Below are 24,908 nucleotides of genomic sequence, written 5' to 3'. Positions count from 1 at the left end.
TGGTCGTGGACTGCCCCTGCCACGACCACGCGAGCCTTTCGTCCCCCATTCACCCCCGGGGTGACCCATGAGGGGTAGCCGTCGTCGGCCACACCCACTCGCTGTACTTGTTCTTCAGACGACTACTGGGCGGAACCGGTTTACCCGGCTCGCCAACGTCACCCGATCGGCCTAAGCGCTTCTTCCCTGGAGTACCGGGAGTACGTCGCTGACGACCGCTTCGAGCGTCGACTCGCGGCCGACGTAGTAATCGCCGGACCTCGGCCAATGCGTGACGATGTCGGTGAACCCGAGTTCACCGGCCCGCCCGGCGGCGTCGGTGAACGCGCCCACGCTGTCGAGCGAGAAGACCGGTGCCGCGTCGAGGCTCAGGAACCGCTGCACGCTCGCCTTGTCCCGGCCCACGGCGTCGAGCCGCTCGTCGAAGGTCTTCACGAGCTCCGCGACGCCCTTCCACCACTCGTCCTGGGTGTCCGCCTTGACGCCGGTGGTGGCCCAGCCCGCGCCGAACCGCGCGGCGAGCGTCATCGTGCGGGGGCCGTTCGCGGCCACCAGGAACGGCAGCCGCGGCCGCTGCACGCAGCCGGGCAGGTTGCGGGCGCCCTTGGCCCGGTAGTACTCGCCCTCGAAGTCGAAGCCGTCGGTCATCAAGAGCCCGTCGAGCGATTCGACGAACTCCGTGAAGCGGTCCGTGCGCTGCTTGACCGACAGTGCGGGGCCGTCGAGCACGGCGGCGTCGTAGTGGGTGTCCGGGACGCCCGCGCCCACGCCGAGGATGAAGCGGCCGTCGGAGATGTCGTCGAGGGTGGTCAGCTCGCGGGTGAACGGCACGGGATGCCGGGCGACCGGCGAAGCCACGAAGGTGCCCAGTCTGATCCGCGACGTCACCATCGCGGCCGCCGTCAACGTTGGCATCGCACTGAACCAGGGGCCGTCGACGAGAGTCCGCCAGCCGAGGTGGTCGTACGTCCAAGCGTGGTCGAAGCCGTATTCCTCGGCGGCCCGCCATTTCGGCTCGGCCGCCCACCAACGATCTTCCGGAAGGATCACGATGCCTACGCGCACACCCGGGAAGGTACTGGTCCAGACCGACACTTCGCCCGATGGGCGGATCTTCGGGGACAATGTGCCGGTGGATAAGCCCCTCTTGATCGCATCCGACGTCGACGGCACCCTGCTCGGCCCGCTGGAGGTCCTGTCCGAACGCACGATCGACGTCGTCCGGCGCGTCATCGAGGACGGAGTCCCGTTCGTGCTGGCCAGCGGCCGTCCGCCGCGCTGGATCGCCCCGATCGCGAACCCGCTGGGCCTGGCCGGATACGCGGTCTGCGCCAACGGCGCGGTGCTGTACGAGATCGGGACGGACCGGATCGTGGCGGTCCACGGCCTGCTGGAACCCCAGCTGCTGCACGACACGGTGAGTGCTCTTGATCACGCTCTGCCCGGCTGCCGGTTCGCCGCGGAGCGGGTCGGCGAGTCCGCGCTCGACCCGGGGATGCGCAATTTCGTGATCGAGCCGGACTATCACAACCCGTGGGGCAACCACGAGGGCACGGAGGCACCGCGGGCCGAGGTGCTCGGGCATCCGGCGATCAAACTGCTGATCAGCAGGCGCGGGATGAACTCCGACGAGATGGCGCGGGCGGCGCGCGAGGTGCTCGACGGCTCGGTGGACATCACCTACTCGACCAACACCGGCCTGATCGAGGTCGCCGCGCACGGCATCACGAAGGCGACCGGGCTGGCCGAGGTCGCCGAACGGCTGGACGTGCCGGCCGAGCGGGTGATCGCGTTCGGGGACATGCCGAACGACGTCGAGATGCTCGGCTGGGCCGGGCACGGCGTCGCGATGGCCAACGGGCACCGCTACGCCCTCGACGCCGCCGACGAGGTGACGGGGCCGAATTCCGAGGACGGCGTCGCGCAGGTGCTGGAGCGCTGGTTCTAGCGGCCTTCGCGGTCGAGCTTCGCGGCCTCTTCCGGCGTCGGCGCGGTGCCGCCGAGGTGCGCGGGCAACCACCAGCGCTCGTCCTCGGAGGCCGGCTTCTCCGGATAGTCGGCCTGGACGCGGTCCACGAGCGCCGACATCCGCACGCGAAGGTCCTTCGAAAGCACTTCGGCGTCATCGTCGGCCTTCGGGTGCATCGGCTCGCCGACGAGGATCGAGATCGGGACGTGGCGTTTGGTGAGGTCCTTCGGGCGGCCCTTGGTCCACAGCCGCTGCGTGCCCCACAGCGCCATCGGCACGACCGGGACACCCGCCTCGGCGGCCATCCGGACGGCGCCGGACTTGATGTCCTTCACGGTGAACGACCGGCTGATCGTCGCTTCGGGGAACACCCCGACGACCTCGCCGGCCTTCAGGCGCTCGACGGCTTCCCGGTACGAGGCGAGACCCGCGCCGCGATCGACGGAGATGTGGTGCATGCCGCGCATGAGCGGTCCGGCGACGCGGTTGCTGAAGATCTCCTTCTTCGCCATGAACCTGACCAGGCGTTTCGCCGGCTGCGCGCCGAGGCCGCAGAAGATGAAATCGAGATAGCTCACGTGGTTGCAGGCGATGACCGCCCCGCCCGACGACGGGATGTGCTCGGTCCCCTCCACCCGGATGCGGTTGTCCAGCACCCGGAACATCAACTTCGCCGCCATGATGACGGGCGGGTAAACGAGCTCAGCCATTCGTTCAGGTTACGCTACCGTAGGGTAACCAACCTACGGTCGCGTAGGTCACATCACTCCGAGCGCTCCGGGCGCGCGAAGGACACCACCGCCAGGACGACGCCGAGCAGCGTGCAGTACAGCGCGATCACCTGGTGTTTGACGTTCTCCAGCCCGTCGCCCAGCGCGGCCAGCACGAACTGCCCGGCGGCGACGGCGAGCAGGAGACCCAGCACGACACCGAGCGCGGTGCGCCGGGTCTTCCAGCCACGCCAAGCGACCAAGGCCCATATCGGCAACAGCGCGAAGAAACCCAGCGGGGCCAGCAGTTTCGTCACGGTCGAAACTATCGGGACGCGGTATTCCTGCGCTTCCGGGGCGAAGCCGGCCGACTGGTCGAAGCTGCCGAGGTAGGGCGGCCGCGCGGTGAGCAGATCGCCCGCCGCGCGGTCCAGGATCTCGACGGTGCGGAAGGGATGCGTCGCGAAGTACTCGATGACGTTGCGCCTGCTGATCTGCTCGCGATACTTCGGGTAATCGGGATCCAGCGTCGCGGGCTTCGGATGCCACCAGCCGTTGCCCGCGTACTGGCCGAACGAGGCGGGCAGCCCCAAGGCTTCGAGATCGGCTTCGGTGTCGTGCCGACCGTCCACAATGGTCAGGAAGATCGTGTTGAACATGTTGATCTCCCGTGAATCGTCACCCGGCCGCGCTGCGAGGGAGCCGTCGGGCAGCTTCGCGGGCTCGACGGTCTGCTGCGCGTAGGCCGTTCCCCCGGTGAGCGCGCCGATGACGAACACCACGGGAAGCCAGCGCTTCAGGCCGTGGACGCCCGCCGGGCGGACGAGCAACGCGGCGAGCGCGAGCAACGGCAGGATCATCAGCGTCTGGACCTTGGCGTTGACCGCGATCACGCCGCCGAAGAGCAGCACGGTCAAGCCCGCGTAGCGCCACCAGCCCGGCCTCGCGGACACCAGAAGGCCGCCGACGGCGAGCAGGAGACCGAGGAACGCGGCGCCTTCGCCGAGCACGGACGCGAAGTAGCCGAAGAACGCGGAGTCCGCGACGACGAGCAGCAGGCCGACGGCCGCGAAGACACGGACACGGCGCGAGTACGGCAGCCCGACGACGATCAGCGCGACCGCCGCGGCGGCGAGAACGCTGGTGAGCACGCCGAGCACCACCAGGCTGAGCGTCGATTCGAGGCCGATCAGCCCGCCGATCGACCGCGCGATCCGCGCGAACCAGCTCTGGGTCAGGAGATAGGTGGCGTCGCATTCACCGGCCGGGGCGGTGTAGGCGAGGTGGACGAAGCCCTCCGGCTTGCCCTTCCACGGGATGCCCGCGCCGCACAGCACGCGGAACCCGTCACCGTTGTCGGCCATCGCGACCGGCCTCGGCACGAGGAACCGCACCAGCAGCACGGTGAGCGCGGCGGCGAACACGCCGACGCCGAACAGGCGCGAGGATGCTTCGAGCGCTGCCGGTCTGCTGGGGGAAACGACACTCACGCAGGGCACGGTACGTGGCGGAAATCGGGCGAGCGGTCGAGGGCCGACCTGACCGCCCGCTCGACGTCCGCCCGCAGGAACACGGCGATCCACGACGAGCTTCCTTCACGCGCGAAAGTCGCGACGCGGTACCTCGCCGCGTACGCCGGGTCGATCGCGCAGGATTGCTTCGTCGAGTAACCGCTGTCGGTGATGACGGCGATCGTCGGATGGCGCCGGGAGACGACGGCCTCCCCCGCTTCCTCCGTCTGGCCGCGGACGCCGACGATCTGCAGCTGCGTCCCGGCGTGGTACGACAGCACGCCGGGCGCCGACGTGCTCACGACCGAACCGGGCGGCAGGTAGGCGTCCAGCCAGCGGCCGATCTCCTCCATCTGCGCGCCGTGGTCGTGCCAGGCACGCACCCGGCCCAGCATCTCCGGGCTGAACACCGACACCAGCACCGCGAGCCCGGACAACGTCACCGCGGCGGCGGGCATCAGCCGTTGGATCGGCGGCCGGGGCCTAGGGCTCGGCTTCGCGGTCGCGACGAGTACGCCGTAGACCGAGACCGCCGCCACCGAAAGCAGCGGCGGGATCGGCGCCAGCAAGCGCCAGGCCGGCCCGGCGTCGCCGCCGAAGAAGACCACGAAACCGGTGAGCCCGACGGCGGTGCCGAGCATCAGCCAGGTCAGCGATCTGGCCTCGGCCTCGTGCGGGGTCCGGCCGGTGCGGCGCAGCGAAAGCGCCCCCACCGAAATCAGGCCGAGCAGCAGGAAACCTTGGTGGGCCACCGAGAACCCCGACAGGTACTGCCAACCGCGGTCGATCCGGGACTGGACGTCGAGGTCGAAGGGGATGACGACCGAGGTCGGCAGGACGTGGTCGTAGTAGGTCACCCGCCAGGCCGTCCAGGGCGCGGCGAAGACGAGCCCGCCGAGCAGCCAGCCCACCGGCGACCACCAGGTATACCGGCCGCGCAGGGCGGCGACGACCAGCCAGCACCCCACCAGCACCGCGAGCAGGATCCCCGCCGGGCGCGTCATCATCGCGAAGGCCACGAGCACCCCCGCGACCACCGGCCGCCGGGCCGCGAGCGCGGCGAAGACGCCGAACACGAGCAGCACGAACAAGGGCGTCTCGGTGCCGGAGCCGCCGTACGCGGCCAGGCCCCCGGCTCCGGCGACGAGCACCGCCGCGGCCACCCCGTAGGCGGGCCGCGGCTCCCCCGCGGCCCGCGCGACCACCCGGTTCACCGTCACGTACGCGAGCAGGACGGCGCCGAGCGTGGCGAGAACGCCCAGCACGACCGCGGAGGCCTCGATATCGGCCCCGAAAGCGGCCTTCGGCAACGCGACCACGATCATCCAGAGGAAATTCGTGTAACCCTCGATCCGCTCGCCGGTGTTGAACACCGGCCCATTGCCGTCGGCGATGTTCTGGACGTACCGGAAGGTGATGTACGCGTCTTCCGCGATGGTCGAAAACACCAGCTGGTGCACCAGCGAAAAACCGAGGGTCAGCAGCAGCGCGGCGGCGCGCCAGCCCTTGTCCGCGCCGATCTTGGGCCAGGCCACCAGCACGAAGATCGCGACCGCGGACCAGGCGACGACAAGCGCGACCACCACCTGATCCCCACCCTCCCGGGCCGAGCCACTCCCCTGACCGAAAGACTACGGTCAAGTATCGATCATCGCGGCAAGGTGTTTCTTTCGGCGCAGTCAATTGACACGAATGGGCCAGCAAGTGTGCGCAAAGTAGGCAAAGTTCCGCCGGTTTGCCCGGCAGGATGTGACTCCTTCGGGTAACGGTGCCCGGCGGTTAATCTGGCTTCCCATTCCGTTCCGCACCTCGGGGGTTCTGTGCGGATTCCCCACCCGAGGTAGCCCGTGCCCACCCACACCTCCCTGTCCGTCGACGTCCTCACGGTGGTCGTCGCGCTGCTCGTCATCGGCCTTCCCGGTCTGCTCACCGGGCTCGCCGCCGGCCTGCGGGGCTGGGTGCTCGCGGGGATGACGCCGTTGCTGAGCTACGCCATCGGCGGGCTCGCGGGCCCGTGGGCGGCCGCGCTCGGGCTCCCGTTCAATCCTATGACGTACGCGGTCGCGACGGTGGTGTTCGCCGGTATCGCGTTCGGCCTGCGGCGGCTCACGGTGCGCCGGTGGCCGCCCGCCCCGGAGGAACCGCTGTGGGGACGGTCCGGGCACCTCGCCGTCGGGGCGTGCCTGCTGCTCGCGGCCGCCGTCGGGATGTACGCGGCGGTACGCGGGATGGGCAGGCTGGACGCCATCCCGCAGGGGTTCGACGCGGTGTATCACGCGAACGGCGTCCGGCAGATCGCCGAAACCGGGGACGGCAGCCTGTTCGGCACCGGCGAGGTGAACTGGTACGGCGACGCGGCACCGGTGTTCTATCCCAACGCGTACCACCTGCTCGCGTCCGTGGTGTACCTGCTGAGCCCGGCGACCATCCCGCTGGCCGTGGACGTGAACACCGCGTTGCTGCCCGCCCTGCTGGCGTTGTCGCTGGTCACGATGGTGCGCGTGTTCCGTGGGCGCGCGGTGTTCGCGGGTGCCGTCGCCCTCGTCTCCATCGCGCCGGTGATGGGCCTGTACGAATCGATGAGCAGGGGACCTTTGCTCCCGTTCCTGCTCGGCCTCGCGCTGACGCCGCTGGCCGCCGTCGCGGTGAAGCGCTACCTCGACCGGCCCGCGCCCGACACCGGGTTCGTACTGCTGGCGGGCGCCGTCGGACTGCTGTGCGTGCACTCGTCGGCATTGTTCGGCGCGATCCTGTTCGCCGGCCCGCTCCTGCTGCAGCGGTGGCTCGCGCCAGGGGAACGGTGGCGGCGGATCGGCCGGGACCTGCGTGCGCTGGCGATCGTCGGTGTCGTCGCGATCCTCGTGGCGTGGCTGCAACTGTTCGGCGCGATCGGGCTCGCTAGCGGCGACGTGCCCTACCGCAGCTGGCCGGTCGAATGGCGGGCGACGACGGCGCTCGGCGCGCTGCTCGGCTTCCAGCACCACGAGCCGTATCCGCAGATCTGGCTTTCGGTGGCGTTGTTGCTGGGCTTCATCTTCTTCTCGCGCGCGGGCGCGTTGCGCTGGATCGGGGTCACGGCGTTGATCACCGGGCTCGCCTACATCGCGGTGACGTCGTCCGAGCAGCCGATCGTGCTGGCGCTGTCCCGGCCGTGGTGGAACGACCCGTACCGGTTCATGTCGATGGCGGCGATCCCGCTGTCGATCATCGCGGCGCACGGCCTCGCCGAGACGCAGGCGTGGCTGCGGGACAACGTCGTCGCGCACCGGAAGGTGCCCGCGTTCGCCGTCGCGGTGGTGGTGTTCGGCGCGTTCGCCTTCCTCAGCAACGGTTTCTACGCGCCGTCGAACGCGGAGAAGGTCGCGCCCGGTTACGCGAACACCCCCGGCGTCGACCCGCACAAACTGCCGGTGAGCCCGGACGAGGTCGTCGCGATGGAGAAGCTCGCCGAGTTCGTGAAACCGGGCGAGCGCGCGCTGAACGACCGGCTGGACGGGACGGTTTGGACCTACGCGCTCTCGGGCGTCCGCACGACTTCCGGGCATTTCGACGAGACGCTTTCGCCGTCGGACGCTCGGCTGCTGGAGTGGCACTTCCGGGAGTATCCGTCGAACACCCAGGTTCGGGAGGCGGTGGCGCGGCTGAACGTGCGGTGGGTGATCCTCGGGCAGTACGGCTACCCGACCGGCGCCCCGCGTCAGGCGGGCCTGCGCGATCTGGACGGGCTGAACTTCGTGACCGAGGTGTACCGGAACCCCGACGCCGTCATCTACCGGGTGAACCGCTGACGCGTTTCGTCCTCTGAATGCTGGGCGGATACGGGTCGTGAGTGGAGATTCGGTTAGAACCGACCCTGTCTCAGTTGCCTCTGCCGCTGCGCGGGTGGCGATCTCGCGTGACTGGATGGCCGACACGCGTGATCAGGCGGACGACTCGGGGCCAGGCCCCGGTGACATGTGTGTCGTCCATCCAGTCACACGTGTCGTCCACCTGATCACACGCGCCGTCCCCTCAAACACGCGCAACCACCGAAGCGATGGGGCACGTCTCGTGAGTGGAAATCGGCTACACCGACCACATTCAGAGGACTAAACGCGGGAGGTGACGAGGCGGGCCGACAGGGCGGCGCCGCCGGCGGTGATCAGGTCCGCGACGGTGAACATCACCCGCGAGGCGATGGCGAACGCCGTCGCCTGGACGACGGTGAGACCCGACGCGGTCAGCACGGCGACCTGCGCGACCTCACGGACGCCGACGCCGCTGGGCAGGATGAACGCGAACGTCCCGACGGTCATCGCGACCGCCATCGCGCCGACGCACAGCACGAAACCACTGAACCCGGGCGTGCCGACGGAGTTCGCCAGCAGCCACAGGTGCACGCCCTGCAGCGCCCAGGCGGCCGTCGACGAGCCGAAGACCTTCCCGACGACCGACCAGCTCAGCCGGTGGTCCAGCGGCGGGCGGCGCAGGATCCGCAGCACCAGCGACGTGCCCCAGGTGAGCACGCGCGGGTGCAGCATCGCCAGCCCGACGGGGATGAGCACGAACAGCCACAGCGCCCGCGGGCTGTTGCTGAACACCGCGGGGGCCGCGAGCAGCGAGACGACCAGCGCGGACACCACGCCGACGCCGAGCTGGATCAGCGAGCCGGTGAAGATCCGGGCCCTGGCGAGCCCGGCCTTGCGGCCCAGCTCCATCTGCAGCAGGTACGCCCAGACCGAACCCGGCACGTACTTGCCGAGCGAGCCGACGAGGCAGATCTGCGCGCCCCTCGCGTAGCCGATCGGCTTGCCGAGGTCGTCGACCATGACCTGCCAGCCGTAGGTCGACACCATGATCGCGGCGATGAGCGCGAGCAGGCTCAACGTGGAGGATTCCCACGCGACCTCGGACAAGGTCCGCCAGAATTCACCCCAATTGGTGACCAAGGTCTTCGCCGCGAAACCGACGACCAGCAGGATGGCGACCCAGCGGACGACGTCGAGGATCTTCGCCTTCGTGGATTTCGGTTGTTTTACCGCAACCGAAGTGTCCTCTTCGGGCGTTTCGACCGTCGTCACTGAACCTCCTCTGCTGCTACCCCGTCACCGCAGGTCAGGCCTGTACGGTCACCAAGCGGCTGAACTCGGTCAGCAGATCGTAGCCGTCCCAAATCGCGGAGAACGTCAGGGCCGAGCCGAAGGGAACGACCCGGTCGACGCCGCGGCCGGCCAATTCCGTCACGAATTCCGTCAATTCTTCTTTGGTGAAGCCGAATTGTCCGACGGTTTGATCTTTGCGGAGCACGATCGGTACGAGGTCGGAAAGCGTGTCGACGCGGGCGTTGGCGAAAGTGCCCGCGCCGAGCCATTCGCGCGGGAGGACCGCAGGGTCGGCCAGTTCGAGCGTCGCGATGCCGTTGCCCTGGAACTCGATGCCGTTGACGAGCCCGTCGACGGCCGCGCCGTACGCGGAGACCCGCTTCTGCACGGCCATGGCCGGCTCGGTGACGTGCTGTTTCGTCGCCAGCACCTCGGCGAGCAGCTTCCGGAACTCCTGCCCGGCTTCGCGAGCGCCCTCTTCCTCGCCGACCCAGAACACCGCGCGCGGCGACGAGCAGGCGGCCTGGTCGAACCAGTACGAGTCGTTGTAGAAGCCCTCGGCGGCACCGCGGCGCTCGGCCTCGGAGGCGTTCTGCCAGCCGCGTACCGACGCGACCGCGAACGACGACCGGTCCGGGAAGGTCAGGTCACGCGCGTGCGGCGCGAGCGGGTACTTGCGCAGCGCGGCGACCGAAGCATCGCCGCCCCAGATCACCCGCAGATCCGCGGCGACCGACAGCGCACCGCTGATCTCGTCGCTGCGGTCGTAGGTGACCATGCGCTGCGTCGCGGTGATCGCGGCGGCGGTGTCGGCGTCCACTTCGGACAGTGCGGCGTTCAGTGCCTCCAGCACCGTCTCGGCGGCACCGGCCGAACGCGAGGAGACGCGGACGACGTTGTGGTTGCCCGCCAGCGCCGAGAGCGCCCACGAGTACACGAAGATCGTGTCGACGTTGGCGGGCGGCACGTGGAAGACCAGCCCGCGCGGGAAGCGCAGCGCGTCGCCGGAAGTCTCCAAAGTGGACAGTGTCTTGGCGATCTCTCCCTTGCGCAGGAAGAAACCGAGGGACGCCAGCTCCGGGAAGCGACGGGCCGTCGCGGGGGCGAGCAGCTTGCGCGCGAACTTCGTCAGGAACTCGACGACGCGCGGATCGCCCACGCGGAGCCGTCCGCCGACGGGTTCGGCCCGCAGCTCGTCGACCAGCGAGGAGACCTCGATCGCGTCGCCGAGCGGAAAACGCTGGTTGAGACTCATGCCGCCGCTCCCTGGAAGGTGTCCGAGCAACCACGGGCTTCGGCCTTGGGCAGCCTGCCCATGACCGAGAAGTGCTTGCCCGGCCAGTCGCCGTCGTCGATCCCGTTGTAGACACCGAGGTCTTCGGTGAGCAGGACGTGGCCCGGGTACGAACGCGGCAGCGTGCTGACGACCTCGATCACCCCGGGCTCGCCGACCGGCTGCTCTTCCCAGGTCTCCGGGTTCCGGATCACCACGTCGGCGAAATCGGGGCAGTACAACGAGTTCCCGGACGGTCCTTCGAGGAACACGGTGCCGATCTGCTCGATCATCCCGTAGTAGTTGTGGATCCGGGTGAGCCCGGTGTCCTCTTTGAAGCGACGGCGGAACTCGGTGTTGTCCACCGCACGGTCGATCAGCTTCTTCCAGCCGCCGGAGTGGATCAGGATCCCGTTGGAGAGGTCGAGCTTGTGCTCGCGGGCGACCTCGTAGAGGTACTGCCACACCATGAAGGTGAAGCCGAAGATCAGGAACGGCTTGTCGCCATAGGTCGCCAGGAACGTCTTGACCGCCTCGACGTCCGGCTGGTCGTTCTCGTCGAGCACGTAGGTGTGCTTGCGGCCGAAGTTCGCCATGCCCAGCACGCCCGCGCCGCGCGCGGAGAACGAGCGGCGGTTCTTGATGATGCCGATCGTGTCGACCATCAGCATCGGCAGGCGCTCGCCACCGAGGACTTCCTGCAGCGTGGCACCGAGCTGCTTGGTCTGCGCGCCGGCGGCGTCCTTGTCCAGGTAGATCCGGGACGCGCCCGCGCCGGTGGTGCCCGAGGAGGTCAGCGTCTTGAAGATCTCGGACTCGGGGATGCTGCGCAGGTCGTGCGTTTTGAACATCCGCACCGGCAGCCACGGCAGGTCCGCGATGGAGCCGAACGAAGCGTCCCGCGCGATACCGAGCGACGACAGGATGCGCTCGTAGCCCTCGGAGTTCTCGCGGTGGTGCGCGGTCAGTTCGGCGAGCTGCGGAAGCAAGTGCTTCTCGCGCTCGGCCTGGGACAACGTAAAGACGCTCATACCTGGGCCTCCAGCGACCGGTAGTCGATCTTGCCGCTGGCCAGCAGCGGCACGGTGTCGATGGGGCGGACGTCGAACCCGCTGGTGTGCAGGTGCAGCCGCTCGGACAGCGCCTTCGCGGCGTCCTTGCAGATGTCCTTGTCGGCTCCTTCGGCGAACAGGACGACCTTGTCCCCGGCCGGGACGGCGGCCACGACGTCGATCCCCACCGAAGCCGAACGCACGGCGTGCTCGAGATCATCCAGGCTGACGCGGTTGCCGAAGACCTTGCCGATCCGCTTGAGGCGTCCGGTGATGTAGAGGAACCCGTCCTCGTCGAGGTAGCCGAGGTCGCCGGTGGCCAGCACGCCGCCGTATTCGTCGCCCGCGGCCAGCCCGGCCTCGTCCTCGGCGTAGCCCATCATCACGTTGGGCCCGCGGTAGACGACCTCGCCGACGATCTTCGGATGCGTGGTCTCGGAACCGTCCTCACGCCGGATGACGAACGAACCGCCGGGCAACGCGGGCCCGGCCGAACCGAGCTTCTCCGCCAGCCGTTCCGCCGGGACGGTGGTCATCCGCGGGGCGGCCTCGGTCTGCCCGTACATCACGAACATCCGCCCGCCGACCTCGCGGATCTTGTCGTTGAACTGAGCGACGAGATCGTCGCGGAGCTTGCCGCCGGCCTGGGTCAGTGTGCGCAGCGTCGGGTACTTCGCCGGGTCGAACTTCAGGCGCCGCAACATCTCGTAGTGGTACGGAACCCCGGCGAGCGAGGTGACCTTGTGCTCGTTGACCGCGTCCCAGAATCCGCGCCCGAGCACGCCGGAGGGCTCGATGACGACGGTCGCGCCGCGGACGAGGTGCGAGTTCAGCACGGACAAGCCGTAGCTGTAGTGCAGCGGGAGGCTGGTCGGCGCGATCTCGTGGCGGTCGATACCGAGCACCTCGGCGATCGCGTCGGCGTTGGCGTACATCGCGCCGCGGGAGAGCCGGACCAGCTTCGGGTTGCCGGTGGAACCGCTGGTCGGTAACAAGACCGCGAGCTGCGGATGCGGCTCGACACCTTCGGCGGACTTCCGGACCCAGTGGCCGTCGGAGACGCCGTACCCCTCGGGTGCGGGCGCGTCCGGCGCGGACAGCACGGCGGCCGGGCGGAAACGCTCGATGAGCCCCGCCAGGACGTCGGCGTCCAGCGTCGGGTCGATCAGCGCGATCGCGCGGCCCGCCTCGAACGCGCCGAGGTAGTTCAGGACGCTGTCCAGGTCCACCGACATCCGCGCGAACAGCGCGCCCGGCGGCAGCAGCGACAACGCGGCACCCACGCGGGTGACCTCGGTGTCGAGTTCCTCGCCTTCGAGCGTCCTGCCGCTCGTGACGTCGATCAGTCGCGCACCCACACCCAGAAGGGTCATCAGAGAACTAATCCTCCATCGATGCCCAGCACCTGCCCGGTGATGAACGAAGCGTCATCACTGACGAGGAACCGGATCGCGTTCGCCACGTCCTCGGGTGTCCCGAGGCGCCCCAGCGGGGTCTTGCCGATGTTCTCGGCCTTGGCGTCCTCCGTCAGGCCGGAGGTCAGGTCGGTGTCGATGACGCCGGGCGCCACCGCGTTGACCCGGATCCCGGACCGGCCGAGTTCCTTCGCGGCCGAGCGCGCGATGTTCGCCACCGCCGCCTTCGAGGCCGCGTACACCGTCTGACCGGCGCTTCCGTGCTCGCCGACGATCGAAGCCAGCACCACGATGGCGCCGGTCTTCTTGCGCATCATCGCCCTGGCCGCGGCCTGGACGGTGTGCAGCGTGCCTGCGACGTTCGTGCTCAGCGTGGTGTCGATCAGTTCCTCGCGGATCATGCCGAGGAGCGCGTCCTCCATGATCCCGGCGTTGGCGACCACGATGTCGAGCTTGCCGTGTTCCTTGGCCACCCCGCGGACCAGCGTCGACACCGCTTTGGCGTCGGTGACGTCCAGGGCGAGCCCGCTCGCGGCCCCCGCCGCGGCCGCCGCTTCCTTGGCCTTCGCCTCGTCGCGGCCGGTCAGCACCACGGTGGCGCCCGCCTCGGCGAGCGCCCGCGCGGTGGCCAGCCCGATGCCCCGGGTGCCCCCGGTGACCAGGGCGACCTTTCCGTCCAGCATCACTTGGACTGGAGGTCGGTCACCATGTCGACGGCGACCTTGAAGCTGGACATGTCGATCACCTGGTCGGTGTCGAACTCCACATCGAACTCGTCCTCGATGGCCGCGACCAGCGCCATGTGACCGACCGAGTCCCAGGCCTCGATGTCGCGGTACTTCAGGTTCTCGACGTCGACCTCGCCGTCGAGGTCCAGCGCCTCGACGAAGACCTCACGCAGCTTGCCGGCGACATCCGCCATGTCCGTACTCCTAATGATCGTCGCGTGGACGGGCGTCCCACGCCTTCACCAAGGTAGAGAGGTCGCCGGGCAGCCGGTCGGCCAGCCCGTCCTCAGGGAGACCGGCCTTACCCTTCAGCCACGGTCCCAGCGCCTCGATGGCGGCCTCGTCCAGGCCGCGGCGGGACAGTCCCACCGTGTTGACGCCGGTCACCCGGGCGGGGTTGCCGACGGCGATGGTGAACGCGCCCACCTCCTTGCGGACCGCGGAGCTCATCCCGACCATCGCGCCGGGGCCGATGACGACCCGTTGGTGCAGGATCGCGCCCATGCCCAGGTTCGCCCCGGACCAGATGTGGCAGTGGCCGCCGGTGATGACGTTCGAGGCGACCGTGACGGCGTCCTCGACCAGGCAGTCGTGGGCGATGTGCGAGCCGCGGAGGAAGTAGCCGCCGTCGCCGATGGTGGTCGTGCGCCAGGTGCCCTGGTGGACGCTGACGTACTCGCGGATCCGGTTCCGGCTGCCGATGACGACGCCGTGGCCGTCGTGATCGGGATCACCGTTCGGCGCGGCCTCCCAGGCGGCGGGATGCTCGCGGCCCCGGTCCTCGCCCGGGGTCCCGATGGTGACGTGCGGGCCGATCCAGTTGCCGTCCCCGATGCGGGTGGGGCCCACGATGACCGTGAACGGTCCGATGACGTTGTCTTCCCCGAGCTCGACACCCTCGCCGATGACTGCTGTCGGGTGGATGCGGTTCACCACGTGAAGATCCGTTCGTTGTGGCTGGAGGCAGCCTGGGGTAATGGCCGCTTCGGCGGTCCCGGTAACGTGTGGCCCGCGCCAGAGGGGGCGGCCGGGCGCAGAACCGGCGGCTCACTGTACCGGACGCACCAGAACGCCCAGTCGAGAGAGACTTGCAGATGATCCCCATTACCGTGGTCGACGTCCGTGACGCGGAGGACCTCGTCGTCGAGGTGCTGCGATCCGGCGCCATCGCACAGGGACCGATGGTCAAGCGCTTCGAGGACGCGTTCGCGAGCGTTTCCGGCACGAAGCACGCGATCGCCGTCAACAACGGCACCACCGCGCTGGTCGCCGCCATCCAGGCGCTCGACCTCAAGCCGGGCGACGAGGTCGTCACCTCGCCGTTCACCTTCGTGGCGACGCTGAACGCGATCCTGGAAGCCGGCGCGACCGTCCGCTTCGCCGACATCCGGCGCGACGACTTCGCGATCGACCCGGACGCCGTCGCCGCCGCGATCACCGACCGCACCAAGGTCCTCATGCCCGTGCACCTCTACGGGCAGACCGCGGACATGGGCAAGCTCGCGCCGCTGGCCGCCGAGCACGGTCTCAAGGTCATCGAGGACTCGGCGCAGGCCGTCGGCGCGTCGTTCCAGGGCAAGCCGTCGGGCTCCTTCGGGATCGGCTGCTTCTCCTTGTACGCCACCAAGAACGTGACCACCGCCGAGGGCGGCGTGATCACCACGGACGACGACGAGCTGGCCGACAGCCTGCGCGTGCTGCGCAACCAGGGCATGCGCGCCCGGTACCAGTACGAGGTCGCCGGGCACAACTACCGGATGACCGATCTGCACGCCGCCGTCGGCATCCCGCAGCTGGAGAAGCTGGACCAGCTCACCGCCGCCCGCCAGGCCAACGCGAAGCGCCTTTCCGAAGGCCTCGCCGGCACCCCGGGCCTCGACATCCCGCAGGTCCTGCCCGGCCGTGAGCACGTGTGGCACCAGTACACCGTGCTGGTGGGCCCGCACGCGATGCTCTCGCGTGACGAGTTCGCCGCCGCGCTGACCGAGCGGGGCATCGGCAACGGGATCTACTACCCGAAGATCGTCTTCGACTACGACTGCTACCGGAACAACCCGCTGATCCCCGACGCCAAGGTCGAGGACTTCCCGGTGGCCGCTTCCGTCGCCGCGCAGGCGCTTTCCCTGCCGGTGCACCCGCACCTTTCCGAGTCCGACCTGGACACCATCATCGAAACGGTTCGCGAGGTACTCGGCGCATGAGCACCCACAAGATCGCCCTCATCGGCACCGGGAACATGGGCTCGCTGCACGCCCGTGTGCTCGCCGCGAACGAGCGCGTGGACCTCGTCCGCGTGATCGACCCGCGCGAAGAGGCGGGCCGCAAGGTCGCCGAACGCTACGAAACCCAGTGGACGCCCGAAATCGGCTCGTTGTCCGATGTGGACGCCGTCGTGCTCGCTTCGGCCACCGAGGCGCATTACGAGCTGGCGCAGGAGATCCTGGGCCAGGGCAAGCCGATGCTGGTCGAGAAGCCGGTGTGCAACAGCTTCGAGTTCTCGCAGGAGATCGTCGGGCTTTCGGCGAAGAAGGACGTCCCGCTGATGTGCGGGCTCCTGGAGCGCTACAACCCGGCCGTGATGACCGCGCGGGCGCTGGTCAACGAGCCGATCCACCTGATGGCCCGCCGCCACGGCCCGTACGCACCGCGGATCAAGACCGGTGTCGCGTGGGACCTGCTGGTGCACGACGTCGACCTGGCGATCCAGTTCTTCGGTGGCGCGACCCCGCAGCGGGTCGCCTCCGGTGCCGGCTACTTCCACCCGAGTTCGGTCGAGGGCGCCGAGGACACCATCGAGACGGTGCTGTCGTTCGAGTCCGGGCTCGCCACGGTTTCGGCCTCCCGCCTCGGCCAGCGCAAGGTCCGCTCGCTGTGGGTGTCCGAACTGGACCGCATGATCGAGATCGACCTGCTCCGCCGCGACGTCACCATCTACCGGCACGTCTCGCACGACTCGGTCACCGAGGACGGCCTCGGCTACCGGCAGCAGACCGTCATCGAGATCCCGGAGCTGGTCACCGCGCGCGAGCCGCTCGCGACGCAGCTGGACCGGTTCGTCGACCTGCTCGAAGGCAAGGTCGACGCCGACACCGAGCGGGACCTGATCCTGCCGTCGCACGCCGTCGTCGACCAGGTGCTGACGCAGGCCGCGGCCTGATCACTTGGTGAGCCGCTGACCCTTCGCGTCGTACGCGACGAGGGGGGTCAGCACGTACGGCGACTCCACCTGGCCGGGGTTGAACCAGAAGATGACGACCGACGGGTCCTCGCTCCAGGGGATCACCTTGGCCTCGACCGGTTTCCCGCGGACGGTGCTGGTGACCCGCACCGCCGGACCGGAGAAGTAGCCGAACACCGGCACGAACGTGTCCCGGACCACGTCGCCGCCGTCCACGGCGTGGAAGCCGAACGACCGGTCGGATCCCTTGAATTCGTTGGCGCTCAGGAGCGCCTCGTATTCGCCCGCGCCGTCCCGGTACGCGACCTGAAGACCGAACCGGACCTCCGGCATCGACGGCTCGTCGATCTCGGACGCGTAGATCACCAGCTCGCGGCCGCCTTCACCCTTGTACCCGAGCGGGATCACGTCACCGAGCGGGGCGGCCGACGGGGCCGCCGTGATCGACGGGCTCACCGGTGCCGGGATCGTCGGGACGGGGGCGACCGGCGCGCTCGCGGCGGGCGGGAGCGGCTGCTGAACGGGTTCCCTCAAGGCCACCGCACCGACGATGACCAGCACCGTCACCACGGCGGCGGCGACTCCGCCCGCACCGGTCGCGAGACGGCGGCGGCGACGGATACGCCTGCCCTTGGTCATGATCGCGCCGAGGTCGGGCTCGGCGAACCCTTCGGCGGGTGGCTCCCGCAAAGCCGAACGCAGCGTCTCGAGGTCGGTCATCGTCCCAGCCCCCCGATCAGTTCCGTTCCGTCCTCCGCGGTGATCCGCAGCTTGGTCAGGGCGCGGGAATTGGTGCTCTTCACGGTGCCGACCGAGACACCCAGTTCGCCGGCCACATCGGATTCCTTCAAGTCGAAGAAGTGCCTGAGCACCACGACGGCTCTCTCCCGGTCTGTGAGCGTACGCAACGCGTCAAGCAGCCATTTCCGCTGGACGACGGCACCGGCGACGTCCAGGCCGCTCGGCTGCTCGGGGATGTCCTCCGTGGCGTTCTCGCGGATCGGGCGCCGCCAGCCGTCGATGACGTGGTTGACGAGGACCTGCCGCGCGTACGCGTAGGCGTCCTTGCGGCGTACCCGCGACCAGGCCGCGTACGTCTTGGCGAGCGCCGTCTGGGTGGCGTCCTCGGCCTGATGACGGTCGCTGGTGAGCAGGTAGGCGGCATGCTGAAGACGCGTCGCCGAGTTCCGCACGAACTCGACGAACTCGTCATCGCCGCGAGCCACCCTGGTCCTCATCTCCGTTCGACGGTTGACCACCGGAAAGGTTGCTTAGTCCTTCCGGCGAGTGAAGCGGAGCGCGACGACGATCCCCGCCACGACCACGGCCACCGCCAGGACGATCCACACCCAGGCGGGCACCAAAGCCTCGGGAGTCGTCTCGCCTGCCTGGGGTGCCGGGGCCGCACTACCGGCCGGGGCCTGGCTGCTCGTCGGGGCCTGACTCGTCGGGCTCGGTGCCGGCGCGCTGAGGTTGAACTTCACCGAGCCGCTCGCGGCGTGCGTGTCCTCGAAGGTGACCTTGTAGCGGAGCGTGTACTCGCCCGCGGGGCCGACGGCCTGGACCGGCGCCGTGACGACCGCTCCGGCGACCTCCGCGCGGCCGACCGTCCACGACGCGTTCTCCGGGCCGGTGATCTGGATCGGGTTGTCGTCGGCGAGGGTGACCGGGCCCGAGAAGGTCAGCTTGATCTGCGTCGGAGGCGTCGCCAGCGAAGCACCCCTCGCCGGGTCACTGCTCTTCAGCTCCGAGTGGGCCAGCGCCGGGGACGCGGTGCCCAGCAGGGCCAACCCGGTGACCAGCAACGACGCACCGAACCGCTTGAACCTCATCTGACACCCTTCTCACCGGGAACTCCCCCGGTGAGCCTAGTAGTCGGGTCGAGCGGGGTGGTGGTTCCCGGTCGTGATCAGGGGCGCCGGTGCTTGGTCGAATGTCATGAACGACCCTTTCCTGACGTTTTTCGTCAGGAAAGGGTCGTTCATGACATTCAGGGGCATTGCGCGTGGCGGGTGGTCAGCGCGTCGAGGTCGAGGGTGAGCGGGGTGCCGTCGAAGTCGAAGCTCACCTTGCCGATGTGCTCGCCGAAGTTCTCGTACTCGCCGTCGATCAGGCGGTAGGTGGTCATGCTCGCCGGTTCTTCGAGGTCGACGATCCAGTAGTGCCCGATGCCGACTTCGGCGTATTCGGAGAACTTGGTGACCCGGTCGGTGCGGACGGTGCCTTCGGACAGCACCTCGATGACCAGGCGCACGTCTTGAGCCGCGTACCGTGCCGGGTTTCGTTCCACGAGCTCAGTCGCCGCGACGAGAACGTCCGGGACTCGAATCGTCAACGGGAGTTCCGAAACGATGAACTCGGCTTCCGAAAGAGCCATGAGTGCTTCAGGCAGCTGTTCGTTGAGCAGGTAGCCCAGGCGAGTGACCGCGAGCTGATGGAACGACATCGGCCGGGGGGCCACGACCAGCACTCCTTCGACGACTTCTGCGCGGTGTTCCGGGTCTTCCGGCAACGCGGCCCAGTCGTCGAGCGTCAGGAGGCGGTGAGGCCATTGCACGACACTCATCGAACTCCTCCTTCGCCGGTGATCACCAGACCATCTTCCCACGGTTTCCCGACGAACGTAGCACCACGGAAAGTAGCGAATCATTACGGTGAGGAGTTGCCCGGCAACAACTCCTGTGCCGGGAAATCCGATCGTGATCCCACCATTTCCGCTGCTCAGCTAGATTTCGAAACATGAGAAGAACCTGGGGGTTCCTGACCGTCGGCCTGCTCTTCCTCGCCACGGCCTGTTCCATCGAGATCGAGATCCCGATCCGCTCGCAAACGACTCCGACCTCCTCATTCAAGGCCGCCACGCCCACGACGCCGATCCCCGTATCGCCCGCCACGGTCACCGACGCTTGCCCGTTCATCGCCGTCGGTGAACTCGCGCAGATCATCGGCACGTCGGCCGAGATCCGGGCGCAGGAACAGCCGGCGGACGTGGAAGGCACCGAGAAGCGGTACAGCTGCCTCTACGAGGACATCCATCAGTCGCCCGACGGCGCGCCGCGGCTGCACATCACCGTGGCGCCGGAGATCGGCGCGGAAAGTGTCGCGGCGGTGGACAACACGATGAAGGCGTTCTGCCGCGAGCCGATCACGACCGTCGGCGGCGTGGGGGACAAGACAGCCCATTGCGAGCAAGGCAAGGACTTCACGAGGGCGATCGTGGTCGTCGGCAAGCGCAGCAACGGACAGGTCCGGCTCGCCCTCGTCGATCTCGCGAAGAACCGCGCGGACGTTTACGAAGCGATCGCGAAGCTGCTCGCGGAACGGCTCTGACCCGGAAATCGCCTGGCTGATCGCCCATTACCTCGGATACGTTCACCGCGTGCACAGATCGAGGGGAATCCTCACCACCACATGCCTGTTGTTCGCCGTCGCGGCCTGCTCCAGTGGCGCCGCGACCGGGCCGACGCCGACCTCGACGGCACCACCGTCGTCATCGAGCAAACCGGCCGTCAGCACGGCACCCAGCACCACGCCACCACCGACGCCCCTCGCCAAGATCACCGCGGCGTGCCCCGTGCTGAGCCCGACCGAGTTCCTTCAAGTGATCGGGAAATCAGACGATCTGGTCGCCAACGAAGGCGAGCCCGAACGGGTCGGTGCCGGCAAGGCCTATCGGTGCGCCTTCGACGACCCCAAGGGAAAGTACGCGCGTTCGGCCGAACTCTTCGTCGCGGCGATCCCCGGAAATCAGCCGCCTCGCGCCACGATCGACAAGCTCGCGAAGGAATGCAAGCAACCGGTCACCCAGCTTCCCGGTATCGGCGAGCAGGCCTTGTGGTGCGGGATCCCCACCGACGGGCCGGACCTCAACATCCTGGTGACCGCGGGGAAGCGTAGCCATGGCGAAACCCGGGTCGCGACGCTGTACCTGTACGAGACCAGAACCGACGTCTACGCGTCACTGGCGAAGCTGATGGCCGACCGGCTCTAGCTATTCCGTGAAGTCGCCCGCCGGTGCGCCCCAAGAACCGGCGGCGTCCCCGCGTTCCTCGGCCAGCGCCCGCCGTCGCGCGTTTTCGGCGCGCACACGCTCCACTTCGGACTGGATGTACTCGTCGTCGTACTTCTGGAAGACGCGCGCCGGGTTGCCCGCCACCAGGCTGCGCGGCGGGACGTCCTTGGCGACCACGGAATTCGGCTGCACGGTGGCGAAATCGCCGATCGTGACCCCGGCCATGATCACCACGAGGCCGCCGATGAAGCAGCCTTTGCCGATCTTCACGGGTTTGCGTTCGATGAGGTCGCTGCCGGAGTGGTTCTGCAGCGTCATGTTCGCGAGCCAGCTGGAATGCGTGAAGATCAGCGTGTTCAGGCCGATGCTGGTGTGCTCGCCGATCTCCAGCCCGCCGCTCGCGTCGAGCGCCGCGCCTTCGCCGATCCAGCAGTGTTCGCCGATCTTCAGGTTCTCCGGGCTGATGATCTTGACGCGTTCGCGGACCCTTGTCGACTCCGGCAGCCCGTAGAAACGAGCACGCTCGGCGTCGTTCATGTACTGCGAAACGAGTTCGGTCAGGATCTGCGGGCGCAGCCGGTTGCTGCGCTCGTCATCGAAGAACATCGGCCTCGGTCACCAGTTTCTCGAAGGTACGCAGGTGTTCTTCGGCGACGACGTCGAGGCCGAAGTTGGCCCGCACCATCGCGCTTTCCCGCTGTGCCACCAAAGCCCGCTTCTCCGGATCGTCGAGCAGTTCGATGACGGTGTTCGCCACCGCCTCGCTGTCGTCCGGTCGCACCAGCAGGATGTTCTCGCCGTTGCGCAGTTCGATGCCCGGGTAGTTGTCCTCGGTGACCGAAGCGATGGTCGCGGTGCCCGAAAGCATCGCCTCAAGCGACGCGGTGCCGCAGCCGCCGTTGAGGTCGTGCGTGACGATGTCGGCGGCGGCGAAGTACGCGGGCACGTCCGCCTTCGGCACGGCGCCGGTGACGATGATGGCGTCCGCGACCCCGAGTTCTTCCGCCCGCTTGAGGAAGACGTCGTGATAGACGCGGCCGACGACGACCACCTTCACGCCGGGGTGCTTGTCCAAAATGGACGGAAGGGCCTCGACCAGCGGCAGCCGGTTGCGCAGGGGGATCACGTGCCCGAGCGAGACGATCACCGGACCGTCGCCGAGTCCATGCTCCGCCCGGACATCCTTCGTCAACGGCTTCTCGAAATTCCCGGTGTCGACGGCGATCGGGAAGTAGTCCGAGTTCGCGTCGCTCGTGCCGTAGCGCTCGACGCAGTAGTCGACGCCGAGCTTGTCGAGGATGACGTACCGCGGCTTGAGGTAGCGCAGGATCGGGTTCACCAGCACGGTGTCCAGGAACCGGAAGACGCCGCCGTACAGCTTGTTGTCGCTGATCAGCAGCGTGTGGATGGTCAGCAGCATCGGCAGCTTGTGCCGCCGCGCGTACCGTCCGGCCAGCCACGACAGGTCGAAGAACTGCCCGTGCAGGTGGATCGCGTCCGGTTTGAACTCGTCCAGCAGCTTCCGCAGCCGTCGCCAGTTCCCCGGCCGCAGCGAGGCGAAGCTCATGTCGAAGTCGATCGACAGGCCCAGCTGCGGCATCTTCACCGCGGGCAGGCGGACGACGCGGTAGCCGTCCTTCGTCTCGTCGGCCGGGGCGTCGGCGTACGCGGCGGTGATCGCGAGCACCTCGTGCCCGCGCGCCGCGTACTGCTCGGCCAGGGAAGCCGCCATGTGCGCGCTTCCGCCCACCCTCGGCGGGAAGAAGTTGTTCACCACGGCGATACGCATGGGGCGGCTCTCCCCTGGCCCGGCGGTCACTCGGAAGCCTTCACCAGTTCGTACATGCCTTCTTCCACCGAGATCTTCGGCTCCCAGCCGAGGATCTCGCGGGCACGGGTGATGTCGGCGGCACGCCGCGAAACCAGCACGTCGCGCTCGTTGAACAGCGGCTCGACGTTCACGCCGACGGCGTCGATGAGGATCTTCGCCAGCGTCGCGATGGAGGTGTCGATGCCGGTGCCGATGTTGATCGGCACGTTGGCCTGCTCCGATTCGAGCGCGGCGACGACGGCGCGGGCCAGGTCGGTGACGTGCACGAAGTCCATCGACTGGTCGCCGCGGCCGTCGATGATCGGCGGCTGGCCGGCGCGCAGGCGCTGGATGAAGTGGTTGATCACCGACGTGTAGTAGGCCTCGATCTTCTGGCCGGGGCCGTACACGTTGAAGAACCGCAGCGCGTTCCAGGACAGGCCCTTGGTGCGCTCGTAGAAGCCGAGCATGTCCTCGCCCGCGCGCTTCGAGATGCAGTACGGCGTGAGCGGCTTGAGCTCGTCGTCCTCGTGCATCGGCAGCCGCTTCGGGTCGCCGTAGACGGACGCGGTCGAGGCGAACACGAGCCGCTCGACACCCTCGTCCGCCGCGGCGGCGAAGACGTTGTGGTTGCCGACCATGTTGATGTCGATGGACTCGTGCGGATCCGCGACCGACTTGTTGATCGACACGGTGGCGAAATGGATGACGTGCGTGCAGCCGCGCATGGCCTCGCGCACGGCGCCGCCGTAGCGCACGTCCTTCTCGACCAGTTCGACCTTGCCGGTGGCGACGAACTCGTTGATCCGGGCGCGGTCGCCGCGCGTCATGTTGTCGAAGACGCGGACGGTGTAGCCGCCTTCGATCAGCATCGGGATGACGTGCGCGGCGATGAAACCGCCGCCCCCGGTGAAGAGGACCTTCTTGTCGGGCATTTCTCTCCTAGCTCGGCAGTGCGGCGCTGACGGTCCCGATGACCCGGTCGACCTGGGCATCGGTGAGGTTGGCGTGCATCGGGATGGCGAGGTGACGGGCGAAGAGGTCCGCCGATACCGGCAAGGTCTGCTTCTTGCCGTAGATGGGCTGGAGGTGCGAGGCGTAGGTGCCGAAGTTGCACTGCACACCCTGCTCGCGGATCCGCAGCGCGAGCGCGTCGCGGTCGATCTCCGGGGCCACGGTGAGGATGTAGGCCTGCCACGGGTGCTCGCGGTCCGGCAGCTCCACCGGGACGTCGAGACCGGGCAGGTTCTCGAACGCCTCGTGGTAGCGCTTGGCCACCGAACGGCGGGCCGAGAGCAGGTCCGGGAGGCGGTCCAGCTGGACGTTCATGATCGCGGCCTGCACGTCCGAGAGCCGGAAGTTGTAGCCCAGCTCGTGGAACTCCGGGATCGGCAACGCGCCGGAACCCTCACGGGTGATGGCGGGCTCGATGCCGTAGGTGTGCAGCTTGCGCGCGTGCGCGATGAGGTCTTCGCGGTCCGAGACCAGCGCGCCGCCTTCGCCCGCGGTGATGCCCTTGCGGCCGTGGAAGGAGAACGCGGCGAGGTCGGCGAGGCTGCCGGCCGGGCGGGTCTTGTACGTCGCGCCCGCGGCGCAGGCGGCGTCCTCGAACAGCCACAGGCCGTGCTTGTCGGCGATGGCGCGGTACTCGTCGAAGTCACCGGGCTGCCCGGCGACGTCGACGGCCAGGATGCCGACCGTGCGCGGCGTGATCAGCGCTTCGATCGACGCCGGGTCGGCGCTCCACACGTCCGGGCGGATGTCCGCGAACACCGGGGTCGCACCGGCCTGGAGCACGGCGTGGCCGGTGGCGGGGAACGTGTAGTCGCCGACGATGACCTCGTCGCCCGGCTTCACGCCGAGCACACGCAGCCCGAGGAAGAGTGCCGAGCCACAGTTGCTGGTGGTCAGGGCGTGCGCGGTGCCGACGGTCTTCGCGAAGCGTTCCTCGAAACGGCGGCAGGCGGGACCGGCACCGGCCAGCCAGCCGGACCGGAACACCTCCGCCACCGCGGCGAGCTCTTCGTCGCCGACGGTCGGCTGACCGAGGACCACGGGTTCGTGCTCAGACATACCTCTCCCATTGCGTGGGGACCCGGCGAAGTGTATAGACGCCATTCGGCCGATCTCGGGCGGGCTGGATCCGCCCAGGTAAACGACGCCCTAGTC

General features: G+C 68.5%; 26 protein-coding genes. 6 read left to right on the top strand and 20 right to left on the bottom strand.

Annotated elements, in window-relative coordinates:
• Nucleotides 1–171: 171 nt before the first annotated feature.
• Nucleotides 172–1,065 (bottom strand): LLM class flavin-dependent oxidoreductase, encoded by an 894-nt coding sequence (locus tag AVR91_RS23030; RefSeq protein WP_063275954.1) that lies wholly within the window; start codon nucleotides 1,063–1,065, stop codon nucleotides 172–174.
• Nucleotides 1,066–1,147: 82 nt separating this feature from the next.
• Between AVR91_RS23030 and AVR91_RS23025 the strand changes: the two genes are divergently transcribed.
• Nucleotides 1,148–1,948, top strand: a complete 801-nt coding sequence (locus AVR91_RS23025) for a Cof-type HAD-IIB family hydrolase (RefSeq protein WP_063275949.1) — start codon at nucleotides 1,148–1,150, stop codon at nucleotides 1,946–1,948.
• Here the strand turns inward: AVR91_RS23025 and AVR91_RS23020 are convergent.
• From AVR91_RS23020 to AVR91_RS23010, 3 genes are read right to left on the bottom strand one after another with little or no spacing between them, the layout of a single operon-like run.
• Nucleotides 1,945–2,679, bottom strand: a complete 735-nt coding sequence (locus AVR91_RS23020) for a lysophospholipid acyltransferase family protein (RefSeq protein WP_063275948.1) — start codon at nucleotides 2,677–2,679, stop codon at nucleotides 1,945–1,947. The genes AVR91_RS23025 and AVR91_RS23020 overlap by 4 nt on opposite strands.
• Before the next feature lie 53 nt (nucleotides 2,680–2,732).
• Nucleotides 2,733–4,169, bottom strand: a complete 1,437-nt coding sequence (gene wsfD, locus AVR91_RS23015) for a glycan biosynthesis hexose transferase WsfD (RefSeq protein WP_063275947.1) — start codon at nucleotides 4,167–4,169, stop codon at nucleotides 2,733–2,735.
• The gene (locus AVR91_RS23010) at nucleotides 4,166–5,776 is read right to left on the bottom strand and encodes a hypothetical protein (RefSeq protein WP_063275946.1); all 1,611 of its coding nucleotides are present in this window, start codon (nucleotides 5,774–5,776) and stop codon (nucleotides 4,166–4,168) included. Before AVR91_RS23010 ends, wsfD begins: the two co-directional genes overlap by 4 nt.
• A 261-nt stretch (nucleotides 5,777–6,037) precedes the next feature.
• On the opposite strand from AVR91_RS23010, the gene AVR91_RS23005 reads away from it, so the two are divergent.
• Nucleotides 6,038–7,978, top strand: coding sequence for a DUF6541 family protein (locus tag AVR91_RS23005; RefSeq protein WP_063275945.1), 1,941 nt, complete (start codon nucleotides 6,038–6,040; stop codon nucleotides 7,976–7,978).
• A gap of 300 nt (nucleotides 7,979–8,278) precedes the next feature.
• Here the strand turns inward: AVR91_RS23005 and AVR91_RS23000 are convergent, their stop codons facing one another.
• From AVR91_RS23000 to AVR91_RS22970, 7 genes are read right to left on the bottom strand one after another with little or no spacing between them, the layout of a single operon-like run.
• A complete protein-coding gene (locus tag AVR91_RS23000) occupies nucleotides 8,279–9,250 on the bottom strand; it encodes a lysylphosphatidylglycerol synthase transmembrane domain-containing protein (protein ID WP_063275944.1) in 972 nt (323 codons plus the stop codon).
• Nucleotides 9,251–9,284: 34 nt separating this feature from the next.
• Nucleotides 9,285–10,526 carry an acyl-CoA reductase gene (locus tag AVR91_RS22995; protein WP_063275943.1) on the bottom strand — a complete coding sequence of 414 codons (1,242 nt, stop codon included), beginning with the start codon at nucleotides 10,524–10,526 and terminating at the stop codon, nucleotides 9,285–9,287.
• Nucleotides 10,523–11,575 carry a LuxE/PaaK family acyltransferase gene (locus AVR91_RS22990; RefSeq protein ID WP_063275942.1) on the bottom strand — a complete coding sequence of 351 codons (1,053 nt, stop codon included), beginning with the start codon at nucleotides 11,573–11,575 and terminating at the stop codon, nucleotides 10,523–10,525. Before AVR91_RS22990 ends, AVR91_RS22995 begins: the two co-directional genes overlap by 4 nt.
• Nucleotides 11,572–12,969 carry an AMP-binding protein gene (locus AVR91_RS22985; RefSeq protein ID WP_063275941.1) on the bottom strand — a complete coding sequence of 466 codons (1,398 nt, stop codon included), beginning with the start codon at nucleotides 12,967–12,969 and terminating at the stop codon, nucleotides 11,572–11,574. The genes AVR91_RS22990 and AVR91_RS22985 overlap by 4 nt, the downstream gene beginning before the upstream one ends.
• The gene (locus AVR91_RS22980; RefSeq protein ID WP_063275940.1) at nucleotides 12,969–13,694 is read right to left on the bottom strand and encodes an SDR family NAD(P)-dependent oxidoreductase; all 726 of its coding nucleotides are present in this window, start codon (nucleotides 13,692–13,694) and stop codon (nucleotides 12,969–12,971) included. Before AVR91_RS22980 ends, AVR91_RS22985 begins: the two co-directional genes overlap by 1 nt.
• On the bottom strand, nucleotides 13,694–13,933 hold the full coding sequence (locus tag AVR91_RS22975; RefSeq protein ID WP_063275939.1) for an acyl carrier protein: 240 nt from the start codon (nucleotides 13,931–13,933) through the stop codon (nucleotides 13,694–13,696). Before AVR91_RS22975 ends, AVR91_RS22980 begins: the two co-directional genes overlap by 1 nt.
• Nucleotides 13,934–13,943: 10 nt before the next feature.
• Complete coding sequence (locus AVR91_RS22970; protein WP_063275938.1) at nucleotides 13,944–14,675, bottom strand: acyl-ACP--UDP-N-acetylglucosamine O-acyltransferase family protein; 732 nt, start codon at nucleotides 14,673–14,675, stop codon at nucleotides 13,944–13,946.
• Between the two features lie 158 nt (nucleotides 14,676–14,833).
• On the opposite strand from AVR91_RS22970, the gene AVR91_RS22965 reads away from it, so the two are divergent.
• Together AVR91_RS22965 and AVR91_RS22960 are read left to right on the top strand one after the other, a co-directional pair.
• Complete coding sequence (locus AVR91_RS22965) at nucleotides 14,834–15,940, top strand: DegT/DnrJ/EryC1/StrS family aminotransferase (protein ID WP_063275937.1); 1,107 nt, start codon at nucleotides 14,834–14,836, stop codon at nucleotides 15,938–15,940.
• The gene (locus AVR91_RS22960) at nucleotides 15,937–16,896 is read left to right on the top strand and encodes a Gfo/Idh/MocA family protein (protein WP_076153331.1); all 960 of its coding nucleotides are present in this window, start codon (nucleotides 15,937–15,939) and stop codon (nucleotides 16,894–16,896) included. Before AVR91_RS22965 ends, AVR91_RS22960 begins: the two co-directional genes overlap by 4 nt.
• On the opposite strand, the gene AVR91_RS22955 is transcribed toward AVR91_RS22960, so the two are convergent.
• The 4 genes from AVR91_RS22955 to AVR91_RS22940 all read right to left on the bottom strand — a co-directional run bounded on the left by AVR91_RS22955 (nucleotide 16,897) and on the right by AVR91_RS22940 (nucleotide 19,483).
• Nucleotides 16,897–17,637, bottom strand: a complete 741-nt coding sequence (locus tag AVR91_RS22955) for a hypothetical protein (protein ID WP_063275936.1) — start codon at nucleotides 17,635–17,637, stop codon at nucleotides 16,897–16,899.
• The gene (locus AVR91_RS22950) at nucleotides 17,634–18,143 is read right to left on the bottom strand and encodes a SigE family RNA polymerase sigma factor (RefSeq protein WP_016330660.1); all 510 of its coding nucleotides are present in this window, start codon (nucleotides 18,141–18,143) and stop codon (nucleotides 17,634–17,636) included. The genes AVR91_RS22955 and AVR91_RS22950 overlap by 4 nt, the downstream gene beginning before the upstream one ends.
• 45 nt (nucleotides 18,144–18,188) lie before the next feature.
• A complete protein-coding gene (locus tag AVR91_RS22945) occupies nucleotides 18,189–18,749 on the bottom strand; it encodes a copper resistance CopC family protein (protein ID WP_063275935.1) in 561 nt (186 codons plus the stop codon).
• 158 nt (nucleotides 18,750–18,907) lie between these two features.
• Nucleotides 18,908–19,483 (bottom strand): Uma2 family endonuclease, encoded by a 576-nt coding sequence (locus AVR91_RS22940; protein ID WP_063275934.1) that lies wholly within the window; start codon nucleotides 19,481–19,483, stop codon nucleotides 18,908–18,910.
• 173 nt (nucleotides 19,484–19,656) lie between these two features.
• On the opposite strand from AVR91_RS22940, the gene AVR91_RS22935 reads away from it, so the two are divergent.
• A complete protein-coding gene (locus AVR91_RS22935; protein ID WP_063275933.1) occupies nucleotides 19,657–20,247 on the top strand; it encodes a hypothetical protein in 591 nt (196 codons plus the stop codon).
• 42 nt (nucleotides 20,248–20,289) lie between these two features.
• Here AVR91_RS22935 and AVR91_RS42475 read toward each other — a convergent pair whose 3' ends face one another.
• Nucleotides 20,290–20,478, bottom strand: a complete 189-nt coding sequence (locus AVR91_RS42475) for a hypothetical protein (protein ID WP_063275932.1) — start codon at nucleotides 20,476–20,478, stop codon at nucleotides 20,290–20,292.
• 13 nt (nucleotides 20,479–20,491) lie between these two features.
• Here AVR91_RS42475 and AVR91_RS22930 point away from each other — a divergent pair, with 13 nt between their 5' ends.
• A complete protein-coding gene (locus AVR91_RS22930; RefSeq protein ID WP_063275931.1) occupies nucleotides 20,492–20,908 on the top strand; it encodes a hypothetical protein in 417 nt (138 codons plus the stop codon).
• On the opposite strand, the gene AVR91_RS22925 is transcribed toward AVR91_RS22930, so the two are convergent.
• The 4 genes from AVR91_RS22925 to AVR91_RS22910 are packed head-to-tail and all read right to left on the bottom strand — an operon-like array spanning nucleotide 20,909 to nucleotide 24,812.
• A complete protein-coding gene (locus tag AVR91_RS22925) occupies nucleotides 20,909–21,535 on the bottom strand; it encodes an acyltransferase (RefSeq protein ID WP_038507474.1) in 627 nt (208 codons plus the stop codon).
• Nucleotides 21,522–22,718, bottom strand: a complete 1,197-nt coding sequence (locus tag AVR91_RS22920; RefSeq protein ID WP_038507471.1) for a glycosyltransferase family 4 protein — start codon at nucleotides 22,716–22,718, stop codon at nucleotides 21,522–21,524. The genes AVR91_RS22925 and AVR91_RS22920 overlap by 14 nt, the downstream gene beginning before the upstream one ends.
• A gap of 26 nt (nucleotides 22,719–22,744) precedes the next feature.
• On the bottom strand, nucleotides 22,745–23,674 hold the full coding sequence (locus AVR91_RS22915) for an NAD-dependent epimerase/dehydratase family protein (RefSeq protein ID WP_016330653.1): 930 nt from the start codon (nucleotides 23,672–23,674) through the stop codon (nucleotides 22,745–22,747).
• A 7-nt stretch (nucleotides 23,675–23,681) separates the two neighbouring features.
• Entirely contained in the window at nucleotides 23,682–24,812 is a 1,131-nt protein-coding gene (locus AVR91_RS22910) for a DegT/DnrJ/EryC1/StrS family aminotransferase (protein WP_063275930.1), read from the bottom strand.
• Between the last annotated feature and the right edge of the window lie 96 nt (nucleotides 24,813–24,908).

It is taken from the genome of Amycolatopsis keratiniphila subsp. keratiniphila (genome assembly GCF_001620365.2).
Lineage (GTDB): Bacteria > Actinomycetota > Actinomycetes > Mycobacteriales > Pseudonocardiaceae > Amycolatopsis > Amycolatopsis keratiniphila.
This window is presented reverse-complemented; position numbering and strand designations above follow the sequence as displayed.